This is a genomic window from Streptomyces caniferus (genome assembly GCF_009811555.1).
GTDB lineage: Bacteria > Actinomycetota > Actinomycetes > Streptomycetales > Streptomycetaceae > Streptomyces > Streptomyces caniferus.
The window spans coordinates 412,474-427,434 of sequence record NZ_BLIN01000005.1 but is presented as its reverse complement, the minus strand read 5'-3'; the positions used below and the strand labels follow the sequence as shown (position 1 = coordinate 427,434).

12 protein-coding genes are annotated in these 14,961 nt (G+C 70.6%); 4 read left to right on the top strand and 8 right to left on the bottom strand.

Annotation, left to right across the window (positions count from 1 at the left end; genetic code table 11):
* Positions 1–40: 40 nt before the first annotated feature.
* A complete protein-coding gene (locus Scani_RS18600; protein WP_159477519.1) occupies positions 41–517 on the top strand; it encodes a MarR family winged helix-turn-helix transcriptional regulator in 477 nt (158 codons plus the stop codon).
* Positions 518–979: 462 nt separating this feature from the next.
* On the opposite strand, the gene Scani_RS18595 is transcribed toward Scani_RS18600, so the two are convergent.
* Positions 980–1,831 carry a helix-turn-helix transcriptional regulator gene (locus tag Scani_RS18595; RefSeq protein ID WP_159477516.1) on the bottom strand — a complete coding sequence of 284 codons (852 nt, stop codon included), beginning with the start codon at positions 1,829–1,831 and terminating at the stop codon, positions 980–982.
* A gap of 87 nt (positions 1,832–1,918) precedes the next feature.
* Between Scani_RS18595 and Scani_RS18590 the strand changes: the two genes are divergently transcribed.
* Complete coding sequence (locus Scani_RS18590) at positions 1,919–2,728, top strand: SDR family NAD(P)-dependent oxidoreductase (protein ID WP_159477513.1); 810 nt, start codon at positions 1,919–1,921, stop codon at positions 2,726–2,728.
* Between the two features lie 90 nt (positions 2,729–2,818).
* Here the strand turns inward: Scani_RS18590 and Scani_RS18585 are convergent, their stop codons facing one another.
* Together Scani_RS18585 and Scani_RS18580 are read right to left on the bottom strand one after the other, a co-directional pair.
* On the bottom strand, positions 2,819–5,113 hold the full coding sequence (locus tag Scani_RS18585; RefSeq protein ID WP_159477510.1) for a serine/threonine-protein kinase: 2,295 nt from the start codon (positions 5,111–5,113) through the stop codon (positions 2,819–2,821).
* A 423-nt stretch (positions 5,114–5,536) separates the two neighbouring features.
* Entirely contained in the window at positions 5,537–6,106 is a 570-nt protein-coding gene (locus Scani_RS18580; protein WP_159477506.1) for a TetR/AcrR family transcriptional regulator, read from the bottom strand.
* An 81-nt stretch (positions 6,107–6,187) separates the two neighbouring features.
* On the opposite strand from Scani_RS18580, the gene Scani_RS18575 reads away from it, so the two are divergent.
* Complete coding sequence (locus tag Scani_RS18575) at positions 6,188–7,108, top strand: NADP-dependent oxidoreductase (protein WP_159477503.1); 921 nt, start codon at positions 6,188–6,190, stop codon at positions 7,106–7,108.
* A gap of 451 nt (positions 7,109–7,559) precedes the next feature.
* Here the strand turns inward: Scani_RS18575 and Scani_RS18570 are convergent, their stop codons facing one another.
* The 4 genes from Scani_RS18570 to Scani_RS18555 form a co-directional block, all read right to left on the bottom strand.
* Positions 7,560–10,403, bottom strand: coding sequence for a tetratricopeptide repeat protein (locus tag Scani_RS18570; protein ID WP_246295994.1), 2,844 nt, complete (start codon positions 10,401–10,403; stop codon positions 7,560–7,562).
* Positions 10,404–10,631: 228 nt separating this feature from the next.
* On the bottom strand, positions 10,632–11,000 hold the full coding sequence (locus Scani_RS18565) for a hypothetical protein (RefSeq protein ID WP_167538120.1): 369 nt from the start codon (positions 10,998–11,000) through the stop codon (positions 10,632–10,634).
* A 359-nt stretch (positions 11,001–11,359) separates the two neighbouring features.
* Entirely contained in the window at positions 11,360–11,584 is a 225-nt protein-coding gene (locus Scani_RS40005; protein WP_167538106.1) for a hypothetical protein, read from the bottom strand.
* A gap of 5 nt (positions 11,585–11,589) precedes the next feature.
* Positions 11,590–12,450: an SDR family oxidoreductase gene (locus tag Scani_RS18555; RefSeq protein ID WP_159477493.1), complete on the bottom strand. Its 861-nt coding sequence runs from the start codon at positions 12,448–12,450 to the stop codon at positions 11,590–11,592.
* A gap of 89 nt (positions 12,451–12,539) precedes the next feature.
* Here Scani_RS18555 and Scani_RS18550 point away from each other — a divergent pair, with 89 nt between their 5' ends.
* Positions 12,540–13,268 (top strand): TetR/AcrR family transcriptional regulator, encoded by a 729-nt coding sequence (locus Scani_RS18550; protein ID WP_159477490.1) that lies wholly within the window; start codon positions 12,540–12,542, stop codon positions 13,266–13,268.
* A gap of 160 nt (positions 13,269–13,428) precedes the next feature.
* Here Scani_RS18550 and Scani_RS18545 read toward each other — a convergent pair whose 3' ends face one another.
* Complete coding sequence (locus Scani_RS18545; protein ID WP_159477487.1) at positions 13,429–14,259, bottom strand: arylamine N-acetyltransferase family protein; 831 nt, start codon at positions 14,257–14,259, stop codon at positions 13,429–13,431.
* Between the last annotated feature and the right edge of the window lie 702 nt (positions 14,260–14,961).

The window sequence follows — 14,961 nt, the reverse complement described above, 5'->3', positions numbered from 1 at the left end:
CTGTGCTCCCGCGGAAGTAGCTTCCAGTACACTATATTCCGTGGAATATACATCGCATGAGGCCGCGGTCGACCTGCCGGCCTTCTTCGCCGACCTCGTCCGGTGCGAGACGCGCCTCTACAACGCACTGAACGACCGCCTCCGCGCACGGCACGGGATCGTCACCTCGCAGTTCGAGTTCCTGCGCTTCCTGCGCGACCGCCCCGGGGCCCGCGTGGCGGACCTCGCCGCCGAGTTCGCCATCGGCATCGGAGCGACCAGCAAGGGCGTCGACCGCCTGGAGAAGCAGGGATGGGCCATCCGGCAGCCGAACCCGGCCGACCGCCGGTCCTCACTGCTGGCCCTGACCGACGACGGCACGCGGCTCGTCGACGCGGCGGAGGTGACCTTCGCCGAGGAACTGGCCGAACTGATCGGAGGCACTCTCGACGGTGCCTCGGCGTCGGCCGCCGCCCAGGCCTTCGTGAAGCTGCGCTCCGCGCTCGAACGCAACCAGATCGGCGCGCCCACAGGCTGACGGACCTCGCCTCCGTCCCGCGACTCAGGGGAGATCGCCCGGTCGTACCGCACCGAACAGATCGTGCCCCCCTTGCTGTAGCGGCCTGAAGATCGTCAGCTTGCATCGGCGCGGTGTCGACTGTGCGCTCCGCGGGGTGAGGCCTCAACTTGTCGACCAGGCCCGGCTCTTTGCCGAGTCTCGCTCTCTGTCCGCCCGCCTGGCCACAGCACCCAGTACGTCACCGAGGTCGAGTTCGGTACGGCCACGAGTCCGGAGTCCCCGTTCGAACAGCCCTGCCATGCGTCGCTGCGCTTGCACACCCCGAAAGAGCCGCTGGAACAGGGCGGCATCCGCGCGCACGGCGGCCAGATCGGGCAGGCTGATGGCGTTGATGGCTGCTTTGGCCGTGATCAGTACATCGCGAGGGAATCCCTCCATATGCCGTGACGGCTCCCGAGGGGAACAGTCAGGTCGAGGAGGTCAGCCGGGTACCTCCATGCGCTGTGTGCCGATGACTGACAGGAGTCGTAGGGCCTCTTCCGAGGGCGAGCCGGGGGGCGCGGTGTAGATGATGACGCGCTGATCGCGGTCGGCGATGTCCAGGGTGTCGCAGTTGACGCTGACGGGGCCGACGAGGGGGTGCTCGAACGTCTTGCAGAGGGTGGGGCGGGCGGCTACGTCATGGGCTGCCCAGATGCGGCTGAACTCCTCGCTGCCGGCCAGGAGTTCCTTGACCAGAGCGGTCACCTCGGGGTCGGTGGGGTAGCGCGCCGCGGCGGCGCGCAGGTGCTGGGCCGAGGTCCGGGCGAATTCGTCCGCGTCCGAGACGCCGTACAGCCGTCGGCCGTGCCGGTACGGGCCGAGGAAGGCGCGGCGGAGGAAGTTCCGGTCCCGGCGCGACAGGGCGGAGAAGTCCTCCATCAGGGCGGTGGCCAGCGCGTTCCAGGCGATGACCTCGTACGTCGCCGAGATCACGATCGCCGCGGACCCCGGCAGCCGGTGCAGCAGATCGACGATGCTCTGCCGTACCTCCCGCGAAGGCCCCGGCGGAGGCGGGGGCGGAGTGCCGGCGAGGCGGTGGAGGTGGTCGCGCTCGGTGTCCGACAGGCGCAGCGCGCGGGCAAGTTGGGCCAGCACCTCGCGGGAGGGGTGGAGTGCGCGGGCCTGCTCCAGTCGCGTGTAGTACTCGGTCGAGATGAAGGCCAGCTGTGCCACCTCCTCACGACGCAGTCCCGGGGTACGGCGGCGCGGCCCGGCGGGCAGCCCCACGTCCGCGGGGGTGATGCGCTCGCGCCTGCTGCGCAGGAAGCCGGCCAGTTCTCGTCGATTCACCTGTCCAGTGTGCGCGGTGGCGAGATGCCCAGCCAGGTACTCCCGGGGCCTGGATGAGAGGGGGCGGCCGGACGCAGGCTCGTCGGCATGGACAACACACCGATCGCACCGATCACATCCAGCACATCAAGCACGGCCTCGGGCCTGCTCGCCGGCAAGGTCGCCTTCATCACCGGGGCCGGTCGCGGCATCGGCGCGGCTGCAGCGCGGCTGTTCGCCCGGGAGGGGGCCAGGGTGCTCCTCGCGGCCCGCACGCAGGCCCAGCTCAAGACGGTGACCGAGGAGATCCGGGCGGCCGGCGGCACCGCGGACCATGTGGTGTGCGACCTGGCCGACGCGGCAAGCATCCGGGCCGCCGTCGACCGGGCCGTGGAGCTGTACGGCCGGCTCGACGTGGCCTTCAACAACGGTGCGACGGGCCAGCCGCCCGGCCCGATGGACCAGCTGTCGGAGGCCGATTTCGACCGCGTCTGCGCCGTCGATCTCAAGGGCGCGTGGCTCGCCATGAATGCCGAAATCGCCGCCATGCGTGCCACGGCGAAGCGCGGGGCCATCGTCAACACCTCCAGCGTCGGCAGTCTGATGGCCAACCCCGAACTGCCCGTCTACGGCGCGGCGAAGCGGGCGGTCAACAGTCTCACCGCGTCGGCATCCGTCACCTACGGACCGGAGGGGATCCGCGTCAACGCCATCGCGCCCGGCACCACGCTCACCGAGATGTTGCACGAGTGGGAGGACAAGTCCCCGGGCACCATCGCGCAGCTCAACGCCCAAACCCCGCTGGGCCGCGCCGCCGACCCGGACGAGATAGCCCAGGCCGCCGCCTGGCTTCTCAGCGACCGCTCCTCCTACGTCACCGGTACGGTCCTCCGCGTCGACGGCGGCATGCGAGCCTGAAGCAGCCGGCGGTGGCGCGCCGACCGGAGCGCGACCGGGGCCTCACGGCCCCGCGGGGAGCATCAGCCCTGCTGCCGTCCAGCCGCCGGGTCAGCCCGACTTCGGCGGCTTCTGCGCGTCGAAAGCGAAGAGGGTGTTCTTGGCCGCGGCCACGATCACCGCACGCCCCGCAAGAGTCACACGCGGGCTTGCGCCCTGCTGGCCCGTCAAACCGTCGACCTGCGGATCTGTTGTCCACAGGATTTTGCCATCGTCCGGCGACAACGCGACCACCCGGCCGGTGGCCGAGCTGAAATACAGTGCGCCGGCTCCCGCAACAGGACCCGACGCGCCCTCCACGCCAGTCTGCCGCGACCACTTCTTCCGGCCGGTCGCGGGGTCGAGTGCTGTGACGAGGCCGGTCTGCCCGCTCACGTATACGGTGCCGTCCGCCATACCGGGCGTCCCCGCGTATGTCTGGGCCGGTCGGGAGTACGTGACCTTCCGCGAGGCCGGGTCGACCCGGACCACCCCGTTGTAGCCGGCCGGATCCGTTCCCTCCATGTGTACTTGCAGGAGTACGAGCCTGCCGTTGGCGACGCCTATCGGCACAGCGGGGCCGTTGACTTCGACGGGCCTGCCCAGTGTCCCCGAGGCGCGGTCGACCGGGTACAGGGTGGGGTGGCGCACTGAAAAGGCATTCACCTCCGCATCCTTCGCGCACATCGCGACGAGCTGTGGGCCCACCGGGACGGGAGCGCACTGCGTACCCGCTGGGAATGGCGACGTCCACGTGACATGACCGCTGTGCGCGTTGCGGGCCTCGAAGCGGGAGTTGGAAGCGTCGACCGTCACGACGTCGGAACCGACCACAACGGCGTCCTGAGTCCGACCCGTGACGGCCGTCGACTGGGTGCCGGACGGCACGGACCACAGCTCCCGTCCGTTGTTCGCGTCGATGGCCACCACCTCGCTCCGGGGGTCCTGCGGGGCGTCCTGGGCGGCGAAGCGGTAACCGAGCACCGTGTCGTCGGTGGCGCCCACCAGGTGCACGCCGTTGACGGGGACGCCGGGGCTCTTCGCCGTCCACACCCGCGAGCCGTCCTTGGCCCTGATACGGGTCGCGACAACACTGCCGCCCCCGCAGAACAGCGCTTCGTCGCGGGCAACGCAACGCAGCTCGTCGGGGACGTCCGGGCGACCGCCGAGCACGGCCTTGTGCCACGGCTCGAAGCCGTCCGGAAGTGCGGCACCCGGCACCGCAAGGCTGTTGCCCTTGTCGCCGCCGCTGTTCCCCCCGAAGCCGCCCGCCGTCAGTGCGGCGACTCCTCCACCGATCGCTGCCACCGTGACCGCGACCGCGGCCGCGAACACGGGACGCCATCGGGGACGCGATCGGCGGCCGATGGAGGTGTCGGCGCTCCCCGTATCGGGACCGGCCGGGGTGGTGGCCGAGGCTGCCGGTGTCGGGGCTGCCGGCGTCGGAGTGGCCGGTGTCGGAGGGGCCGGCGTCGGGGTGGCCGGCGTCGCGAAGTGATGCTCGGTGACCATGTCGCGGGTGCGGCCCGCGCCAGCTCCCCTCGCGTCGATCTGGTCGAGGTCGGTCGGCAGGTCCCGTAGCAGTACGAGGAGTTCGTCCGCCGAGGGGCGCGCGTTGGCCTCCTTGGCCAGGCACGACTCGGCGACCATGCGCAAGGCCGCCGGCACATCTTCCAGCGACGGCTCCTCGTGCACCACCTGATACGCAGCAATGTACGGGCTGTCCGCGTCGAAGGGCCCGTGGCCCGTCGCTGCGTACGCCAGCAGCGTCCCCAACGAGAAGACATCGGACCGCGGCCCCACATCGCGCGGCGCCTGCAGCTGCTCCGGCGACATGAAGGGCGGGGTACCGATGACCCGCCCTGTGATCGTCAGCGTCTGCTGGTCCACGGCGCGCGAAATGCCGAAGTCGATGACGCGTGGGCCCTCGGGCGAGAGCACCACGTTCGAGGGCTTCAGGTCACGGTGGATGACCCCCACCCGGTGGATGTCCCGCAGCGCCTCCGCCAGCCCGATGGCGAGCCTCCGCAGCTCCGCTCCGCTCAGCGGGCCTTTCATGGCGATGCGCCGGGCGAGCGTGTGCCCCTGGATGTAGGTCGTCGCCATCCACGGCTGCTCGGCCTCAGGGGCGGCGTCGACCACGGCGGCGGTGAACGCGCCGCTCACTCGCCTTGCCGCCGCCACCTCCTGCCGGAAGCGGATGCGGAACTCGTCGTCCGCCGCGAACTGCTGGTGGATCAGTTTGATCGCGACAGGACGACCCGAACTCGTACGGGCCAGAAAGACCGTGCCCATGCCACCCGAGCCGAGTCGCGCCTCCAGCGGATAACCGCCGATTTCGGCTGGATCACCTGCGCGCAGTGACACTCTTCCCGACCTCCCGTCCCTCGTGCACCTCTGCCACCACGGGCCTGCGTACCTGCCCTGCACACAAGTTAGCCGCAGGGCAGTACAGCAGAGCACAGCGGGTGACGACCAGGACCCCACGCTTGCTCCTGTGCCGCACACGACGATGCCCCGCCAAGAGGAAGTCCGTTCCGGATGACGTCGACTCCGTGCACGTCCAAGTCTGCTCCGCCTCCGCGGAGATGCACCGAGGCCCTGGCCATCAGCGAGGAAGAGGAAGCGGCCTGCTCGGCGTTCGCGGAGATGCGCCGCCGTATCAGATCACCACACCTTGATGCAGCACTGCGCTCCGAGCGATCGCAAGTCGTGAGACCTGGATACCGGTTGAGGGACCCGCGCGCTGGGTTCTGGCTCGCAGCTCCCGCGACACCGGCCGAGGTGCCCTCAGCAGACGGCTCCGGCCGCGCGTACGTCGGCGAGCGCTTGCCGTGCCAGCGGGCCGAAGCCCTCGCTGTTGTTGGTGTCGATCCACTGGTCGTAGGCGATCTCCCAGATGAGCGTGCCCAGCTTCGCGGCCACGCGCGCGGTCACGCTCGGGACTCCGCGGCGGTTGAGGGCCTCGATCATCGAGGCGGTGAGGTCGATCCTCTTCAGGGCTTCGCGTTCACGCAGTTCCGTATTGGCGTTCAGCACGGCCTGGCGCCGGCCGCTGAACTCACGGCGGTCGACGGTGAAGAACGTCCGGCCGAGCGCATCCAGGGCGTCCGCCACCGCGTCGAGCGGCCCGGCCGCCGGCGGCGCAGCGGCGATCCCTTCGACGAGCAGGCCGGTCACTGTGCCCCCGCCGAAGAGCACCTCGCGCTTGTCCGGGAAATACCGGAAAAACGTGCTCTTGGTGAGCCCCGCGCGCTCCGCGATCTCGATCACGGTCGTGTTCTCGTAGCCGTGCTCCTCGAAGAGGTCGAGGGCGGCGTCCGCGAGTCGTCCTGGTGCGTCGGGTTGCCAGCGAGCCATGGGAGCAGTGTACGGGACTTCGTCCCATCACTGGTGTACGGTCCATGAGACTAAGTCCCATCACTGGCCAGGAGAAGTCACATGAGCAGAGCTGTCCGTTACCGGCGATTCGGCGGTCCCGAAGTTCTCGAACTGCAGGAGATACCCGAGCCGCACGCCGCACCGGACGAGGTTCGCGTCCGGGTCACGGCCGCCGGGCTGAATCCGATGGATTGGCAAATCACCACGCAGCCCGACATGGCGGCGCGGTTCGGCATCACCCTGCCGGCCGGGTTCGGCAGCGACTTCGCCGGAGTAGTGGACGAAGTGGGCGCCGAAGCCACGGGATTCGCGACCGGCGACCGGGTGTACGGGGCTGCGATTGGCCGGTCCGTCGCCGATTTCGTGCTGGTCAAGACACCCGCGGCGACGCTGTGGCGCACACCGGAGGGCGTCGGTGACGAGGTGGCGGGCACGCTTCCGGTGGCCGGTCTGACGGCCTCCGCCGCGCTCGCCGCGATCGGGCTCCACGCCGGGGACACCGTCCTGATCGGCGGGGCGGCGGGCGGCGTGGGCATCTTCGCCGTGCAGCTGGCGAAGCTTGCGGGCGCCCGGGTGCTCGGCACCGCCTCCGAGCGCACCTTCGGATTCCTGCGCGGGCTCGGCGCCGAACCCGTGGCGTACGGCCCCGGCCTGGCGGACCGGGTGCGAGCCCTGGCACCCGAAGGGATCACCGCCGCAACCGACCTGTTCGGAAGGGAGGCGGCCGAGGCCGCACTCGAACTCGGCGTGGCACCCGAGCGGATCTCCGTCATAGCCGACGGCCCCGCGCCGCCGCCCGGTGTGCACACGACGGGCGCCCTCGATGCGGGCCCGGGCGCCCTGGAACGGATCACCGACGCGATCCAGTCTGGGGAGATCACTGTGCCGATTGCGGCGACCTTCCCGGTCGAGCAGATCCGCGAAGCCGTGACGACGCAGGCCGAGAGGCATGTTCACGGCAAGATCGTGGTCGCACTGTGAACCGGCACAAGGTGGACTCGGCGATCCGGATTCGTGTGAAAGGAACATCCCGCGCATCGGACATGAAACTAACCATTGTCCCGAACACCCCCGGATCCCCAGCTCACAGCACGAGCTGATTCCGCTATCGGACCCGGGACGATGCAGTCCAGATCATCTGGACTGGCCCATCCGCGCCGCCGGCACACCGAGTGGGATGGCCAGGGCGTCGCCGACGTACGGCATTCGAACTCGGCCCGCTTCTCGACCGGCCCGGACTGGACGACGGAACGGGCAGAAGATCGCGACGGTGCTGCTGTCCTGGCTCGGCCGGCCGCTTCGTGCCTTCGACAACTGGCCGCTGTGGAAGCCCTGGGCGCGAACCCGGCCATCGACCCGATGCGTGCCACGGGCTCGGGGTGCAACCCGTTGCACGTCGACGTCGTGAACGCGACCGAGCCGCCGGACTACATCAACGACCATCCCCCGCCTTCCCCTGCCACCGGGCGAGGCTGTTTCGGGCGGCAAGCGTGTGGGGGTGATCGTGTCCCTGCACTCGAATCTGGTCGGCCAGTAGTTCCTTGAAGGCGGCTGCGGCACCAGCCGCATCCCCGGCCTCCCCTCGAAAATGGGCGAGGTTGTGGCGGGCGGCCAGGGTGTCGGGGTGGTCGACGCCCTGCACTCGTATCCGGTCGGCCAGCAGTGTGTCGAAGGCGGCTGCGGCGCCGGTCGCATCACCTGCCTTGCCCCGCCAGTGGGCGAGGTTGTGGCGGGTGGCCAGGGTCTCGGGTTGGTCGACGCCCTGCGCTTGTGTCTGGTTGGCCAGTACTTCCTCGTATGCGGCTGCGGCGCCGGCCGCATCACCTGCCTTGCCCCGCCAGTAGGCGAGGTAGCTGCGGGTGGTCAGGGTGTCGGGGTGGTCGGGACCCAGTACCCGTACCTGGTCGGCCAGCAGTTCCTCGTAAGCCGTTGCGGCAGCGGCAGCGTCACCCGCCTCGCCCCGCCAGCAGGCGAGGTTGTTGCGGGTGGTCAGGGTGTCGGGGTGGTCGGGGCCCAGTACCCGTACCTGGTCGGCCAGCAGTGTGTCGAAGGCGGCTGCGGCGCCGGCCGCGTCACCCTCCTCTCCCCGCCAGTGGGCCAGGCTGTTGCGGGTGTTCAAGGTGTCGGGATGGTCGGGACCCAGTACCCGCAACCGGTCGGCCAGTAGTTCCTTGTAAGCGGCTGCGGCGCCGGCAGCATCACCCGCCTTACCCCGCCATCGGGCGAGGTTGTGGCGGGTGGTCAGGGTCTGGGGGTGGTCGGGGCCCAGTACCCGCACCTGGTCGGTCAGTAGTTCCTCGAATGCGGCTGCGGCGTCGTCTACATCACCCGCTTCCCCTCGCCAGTGGGCGAGGTTGTGGCGGGTGGTCAGGGTCTGGGGGTGGGCGGCGCCCCGCAGGTGCATCTCCTCGGCCAGGAGCACCTCGCAAGCCGTTGCGGCAGCGGCCGCATCACCCGCTTCGCCTCGCCATTGCGCGAGGTTGTGGCGGGTGGTCAGGGTCTCGGAGTGGTCGGGGCCCAGTACCCGCACCTGGTCGGCCAGCAGTTCCTCGTAAGCCGTCGCGGCGCCGGTTGCATCACCCGCTTCCCCTCGCCAGTGGGCGAGGTTGTGGCGGGTGGTCAGGGTCTCGGGGTGGTCAGCACCCCACACCCGTATCCGGTCGGCCAGCAGTTCTTCGAAGGCGGCAGCCGCACCGGTCGGATCACCCGCTTCCCCCCGCCATCGGGCGAGGTTGTGGCGGGCGGCCAGCGTGTCGGGGTGATGGGGGCCGAGGTGGCGGGTGGTGGTTTCGGTCAGGCGGTGGAAATGGGCGATGGCGGCGGTGACTTGGCCGGCTTCGCCGATGCTGCGGCCGGTGCGGTACAACACCACATGGACATCCGACCGCAGTCGACGAGAGCGCCTGGGACGGCGCGGCCATCGACGTGGAGGTGGCGCGGGCTGGTGCAGGGCCTCTTCGGCGTGGGCGGCAAGGGTGGCGGTGTTGGCGCGCAGGGTCTGGGCGAGGGCGGTGTCGCGTTCGATGTCGGGCCAGACGGTCATGAGGGCGTCGGCGGCGGCGCGGGCGGTCTGGTGGCGTTGGTCGGGGGTGAGGGTGTCGCGGGTGGCGCGCTGGATGAGCTGGTGGGTGCGTACGGCCTGGCACGGGGCGTCGGGGTCATGGGTGATGAGATTCAGGCGGTGCAGCACCCGCAACGCGTCCCGGGCATCTTGCTCCGTGACGTCGCCGGAGTGGTCGTGTGCTGGGATATCCCGGGTGCGGTGCAGGGTGAGGTGGTCCCGGGCGGGTCGGCTGGTCAGCACGTCCTGGGGGATGCCGTCGGGGTCCAGCATGGCGGCGAGGTGGAGTGCGGGGCGTGCCAGCCCGACTGGGCGGAGTGCATCGGCGCGCTCTACGGACAGCGACCATGTGGCGGCGACCGTGGTGGCTTGGTCGTCCGGCAGGGTGCCGGGCTCGGGCAGCATGCTGGCGAGGGTGGTGGTGCGGCCGGCGAGGCGGCGGCGGTAACTGGGGCACTGCCGGTGGGTACATGCGGGGCAGTCGATGGGGATGCCGGCGTCGACGATGTAGGCGGCAGCCTGTGACAGGGCCAGCGGAAGGTAGCCGAGGTCCTGGGCCAGCGCGTGGATCTCACCCGGGTCGTCGTGCCGACCGTGCTCGGCGAGGAACGTGCTCACGTAGGCGGCGGCTTCGTCGGGGGTGAACACTCCGAGATCGATCCGCTGTCCGGGCACGGCGACGTCGCGGCGGCGGGTGGTGACCACCGTGCGGCCGTGCGGATTCTCCACGGGCCACAGTGCGGTCACATCGGCGGGGTCGGCGACATCGTCCAGGACGACCAGCCACCGGCAGGCCGGTTCGGAGCCTGGCGGCCTGGGCTCCAGCCATTTCAAGAACGCCTGGGCGCAGCGCTCGGGATGACCGGGTTCGACGGCGAGTAACTCTTCGGCGGCCTGGGCATAGGCGGCGATGATGGCGGACCTGCTGCTGGCGCCGACCCAGACCAGCACATCCAGTTCGCCCGCGTTCCACGCCTGCCGGGCGTAGTGGGCGGCGAGCTGGGTCTTGCCGACCCCACCGATGCCGCGCAGTACCTGGCACAGCACCGCCGTACCGCCGTCTGGAAGCGCGGCTCGTAGCCCCTCTGCCTCGTCGCGTTCCTGGAAGGCCGCTGTTTCACGGGGAATCACGCCGACCTGGTGCGGCCAGGACGCCGGGGTGCGCGGCGCAGCGCGGTACTCGACCGTGACGTTCCCGGCGACGTACCCGCTCACCGCTGCGCTGCCGGGGGCTGCGTTCGCAGTTCCCGTCCGCGAGACCGAGGTGTGCCCTGCCGCAGGAGAGCTTCCGGTTGTGCGGGGCGCTCCTCGGTAGCCAGTGACCGCTGTGGCGCCGCCGGTTGCCTGGGCGGGACCGGTGTCCGCGACCTGGATTCCGGGTTCCTGACCGTCCTGGGGTGCGGGCTTACGCTTTCGCCACTTCATCGCGGGTCCCCGTCCTGGTCAGGTGTAGTCGATGCCGGTGCCGGCACTGCTTCCTGGGCCGTCAGCGGTGGCATCTCCTGTGCGCTCAGCCTTCGCCGACCCGGTCCCCGCCCCGCCGGGGCGCCGCACACCGGTGTGGGCCGTGCCACCGTCGGTCCCCTTCGCCTTCCCGGTGTCGACAGCGACGTCCACCGGTCCAGGAACGGGGGCCGGGGCAGGCGGACGTTGCAGCAGTGCCCAGACCAGGGCGGCGATGCCGGTAGCGGCCTGGACCGAGGCACCGACCAGCTGGCCGGCATCCGGACTGTCCAGCAGCCAGACCAACGGTGTCGACACAATGCCGGCCACCGCGGCCACCATGACCGTAATCTTCCCACCTCGCGACACGCCCTACCCCCGTCCGTCCCCGGCAGATCGTCAGCCCACAGCGTCGCGTGAGGACTCACTGGCTGCAAGAACGCATACCCGCGCCCGTCGGTTCCGGTGACCTTCCCCCGCGGACGGCAGACGTTTCCGCTGGATGGCGTCAGGCCTTTCCGGGCGGCGGGGCCGAGGATGCGCAGGTGCCCATTCCACCAGCAGGGGGCGGTGGCAGCATTCGACCTTGCCGATGGTCCGCGGCCGCCAGGGCCGTGTCCAGGTGATGCCTGCCCCCGCGGCAGCGCCGCGCCCTTTGCCTCGTCGCCCGTAGGCAGCTGATCGCCGTACCTGGGCCTGGCTCCATACGTGTTTTCCTGACGGCCTGCTCAGCCTCGTTCGGCAGGTTCCTGCGCGGCGGCCTCCACCCGTGAGGGGCAGGTGGCACAGCGCTGACCGGGTATCACCGCCGCGGCGAACAGCAGCCGCTGTGGGCGCACGCCTTCTTGACCGCGGCGAGATGCGTCGATCTGACTCTGTACCCGGTCGAGCCGGCGGGTGTGCTGGGTACGGGGGCCGAGGACGGCGCACATGGCGGCGGGTGCGTGCTCCACCGGGTCTATTCCGCCCAGGTGTGCTCCAGCAGGGTGCGGAAGGTGGCGGGCTCTCGACCGATCAATGCGGCCAGGGTCGGGTCGACGGCGGTGAACTCACCATTCCGTGCCGCCGCGAAGATGCTCAGCATCAGGTCGGCGATCGGGGCGGGGGCGCCGTGCGCCAGGACCTGCTCGTGGAAGGCGTCGCCGGGGACGACGGTGCGGGTGAAGGGCCGCCCGGTGGCCTGGGCTGCGATCTCGGCGACGGCGTCGAAGTCGAGCGCCGCCGGGCCGGTGAGCGGCGGGGTGGGCCCCTCGAAGCGGCCCTCGTCGGTGAGGATCGCCGCGGCGGCCTCGGCGAGATCGTCGTGGCCGGTCCAGGCGACGGGGCCGTCGGCGGGGAGGGCGATGTCGCCGGTGCGGCGGGCGGACTCCAGGAACTGCAGGGCGCTGGCGGCGTAGAAGCCGTTGCGCAGCGCGGTCCAGGGCAGGCCGGTGGCGCGCAGCAGGTCCTCGGTCTGGGCGTGGTCACGGCATGCCTGGAAACGGGAGTCGTGGGCGGCACCCATCTGGCTGGTGTACAGGATGCGGCCGACTCCGGCCTTCACGGCGGCGTCGATAGCGGCGCGGTGGCCGGTGACGCACTCCTCGCCCGTGCGGTCGAGGGAGACGAGCAGCAGCTGATCGGCGCCCTCGAAGGCGTGGACGAGTGAGGCGGGGTCGTCGAAGCTGCCCTGCCGGACGCGGACGCCGCGGACGGCGAGGTCCTGGGCCTTGCGGGGGTCGCGGACGCTGACGCCGACGCGGTCGGCTGGGAGGCGCTCCAGGAGGCGCTCGACGGTGCGGCGGCCGAGGTTTCCAGTGGCTCCGGTCACGATGATCATGGGGTTCTCCAAGTGATGTTTCCAGTGGAATCACTTCAACGATAACATTGAAACTAACGATGGAAGCGAACTTCCGATATCATCGATACATGCCCATCCGTGACACCCCCGACAGTCCCCGCCGGCGCATCATCGAGGCGGCCATCGAGTTGCTGGAGAGCGGCGGTCCCGACGCGGTGAGCACCCGCGCGGTCGCCGCCGCGGCCGGGATGCAGCCGCCGGCCATCTACCGCCACTTCGGCGACAAGGACGGGCTACTGGAGGCGGTCGCCGAACACGGCTATGCGCAGTTCCTGGAGAGCAAGCGCGCGCAGCTCGACCCCGCGCCGGAGGACCCGGTGGAGGAGCTGCGCCGCGGCTGGGACATGGTGGTGGAGTTCGGGGTCTCGCGCCCCGAGCTGTTCGCCGTGATGAACAGGGCCACCGGCTCGGGGTCGGACGCGGCGCACCGCGCGGGCCTGGAGATCCTCCGCGGTCGGGTGCGTCGGCTGGCGGCCGCGGGATGGCTGCGGGTCGACGAGGAACTGGCCGCCCAGATCATCCAGGCCACCGGCCAAGGCGGGGTCACCACCTGGCATTCCACCCCCGCGGAACGCCGCAATCCGGCGCTGCTGACCGTCCTTCGCGAGTCCATGGTCGCCGCCGTCACCCGCGCCGAACCGACGGTCCCCGCCGCGGAGTCCGGCCCCGCCCCAGCGGCCCGCGCGCTGCGTGCCGCCCTCCCCGACGACGCCGACGTCCTGAGCGACGCCGAGCAGTGCCTGCTGCGCGAGTGGCTCACCCGCCTGGCGGCGGACGGCGGCACGCCGCAGAACTGATGCTCCGTCAGTCGCCCTCGTTCAGGTCGAAGGTCGCGAGCAGAGATCATTCACCAAGCGAGGTCCGCCGAGGCGGGCCCAGGCTCCCGGCTCACGACCTGATCGCAGTCGGCCACCGCGCCCCGGCGCCTCCGTCCAGAAAGAGGGACCGGTCGGCGGATCATTCCGGGAGCGTCAGCCTCTCCGGTACCGCGATCCCGAACTCCTCCTCCGCGACGCGCCACACCTCCGCCTCGTCCGTCAGCTCGCGCTCGGCGACCGTGCCGTCGGCACGGGTCTCGGTCAACCAGAAGCCGTCCAACGACAGATGACGCTCGGCGGTGGCCCTCTGCAGAAGAGGGCGCTGGGTGAACGGAGAGCGCGGGTGGGTGCTGATGTACCAGTTGAACACCTCGAAGTCGCGGGGGGCGAACGGCTCCAGTGTGAAGGCGTACTGACCGACCCAGTCCCGCTTCCGGCGGTCGTACGCTTGCAGCTCCCACAGCTCCAGCGGGCCGCGATGCGGCAGCGGCACCAGCCGGTGCCGGCGCCCCGCGCCCTCAGACTCGGTTCCGGTCACCAGCGGCACCGGCAGCAGCAGCGCACCGACCGAGCCGAAGCCCACATCCGCGAGATACGCCTGCGGCTCGCCCGCCACCGTGACCTGCCAAATCGCATGGGTCCGCGGGCGGCTCTCCGGGCTCTGCGCCTCCAGCACCACCCGCCCGGCCAGCGGCGTCACCTGGAACCCCAGCGTCTCCAGGGACAGCCGGAGCAGAGCGTTGTGCTCGTAGCAGTAACCTCCGCGCCGGCCGTGGACCATCTTGGCCAGCAAATCGGCTGTGGCGAGGGAGGGGGCCTGCCCGGACAGCGAGTCCAGGTTCTCGAAGGGAATGGCCAGAGCGTGCGCCAGATGGACACCCCGCAGCGTCTCGAGGTCGGCGCGCCGGCTGCCCTGCCATCCGATGCGGTCCAGATAGGCGTCGAGGTCGAACGGCTCAAGGTCGGGCATGTGTCGAATCTACGCGCAGCCACCGCTCCTCGCCGCAGTCCGCGGACCGATCCGCGCTACTTCGGTGGCCCTAGGACTGGCGTGCAGTCCGAGCACATCAACGCGGCTTGACCCACATGCCGCCCGCCTGCCCAGCCTCCCCATGTCAGGACTTACCGGTCGCCATAGCCGGCGGTTCCCAGGTGTAGCGCACCCGCACATCGCGTTCTGGGGCCAGCGGATCTCGCGGAGCCTGAACACGTAGCAGGGCTCCGGGGCGATGGCGGCGGGCCGGCGGCACCCGTCACCGCTTGGCGCGTGGGAAAGAAGTCGCCCGGCCTCCAGTGAGAAGGGTGAGGAGCCGCCCACCGCCAGCTGCCGCGCACACGGCCCGCGAGCCCTGGTCGAGGCTCAAGGTTCCAGGAGTGGGCTGCCTACGCCAACCGCAATGTCGGCTACTGAGGAAATATCGCGAGGACAATTCGGCCGGTTGATCCCAAGCCTTGGTAGTGCCGTGGATCAGTGTCCTCTAACGGGGAACATGGGCAAGGAACGGAGAACGTGGCCGTGGGGGGCACATGACGGGCACGGGCATCTGGCGCCTTACGGAAGGGGTGACCTGGACCGTCGCCGGAGCGCTCTGCACCGCAGTCGTCACTGTGACCCTGGGCGCCCGCATCCGGCGCTTGCGGACTCGCAGGGCCAGGCGAGGGACCCGCGCCG

What these genes read in the sequence shown, in the direction of transcription:
- Scani_RS18550 (WP_159477490.1), top strand. Translation starts at nt 12,540, where the DNA reads ATGCCCATCCGTGACACCCCCGACAGTCCCCGCCGGCGCATCATCGAG.
- Scani_RS18545 (WP_159477487.1), bottom strand. Translation starts at nt 14,259, where the DNA reads ATGCCCGACCTTGAGCCGTTCGACCTCGACGCCTATCTGGACCGCATC.
- Scani_RS18590 (WP_159477513.1), top strand. Translation starts at nt 1,919, where the DNA reads ATGGACAACACACCGATCGCACCGATCACATCCAGCACATCAAGCACG.
- Scani_RS18555 (WP_159477493.1), bottom strand. Translation starts at nt 12,450, where the DNA reads ATGATCATCGTGACCGGAGCCACTGGAAACCTCGGCCGCCGCACCGTC.
- Scani_RS18575 (WP_159477503.1), top strand. Translation starts at nt 6,188, where the DNA reads ATGAGCAGAGCTGTCCGTTACCGGCGATTCGGCGGTCCCGAAGTTCTC.
- Scani_RS18580 (WP_159477506.1), bottom strand. Translation starts at nt 6,106, where the DNA reads ATGGCTCGCTGGCAACCCGACGCACCAGGACGACTCGCGGACGCCGCC.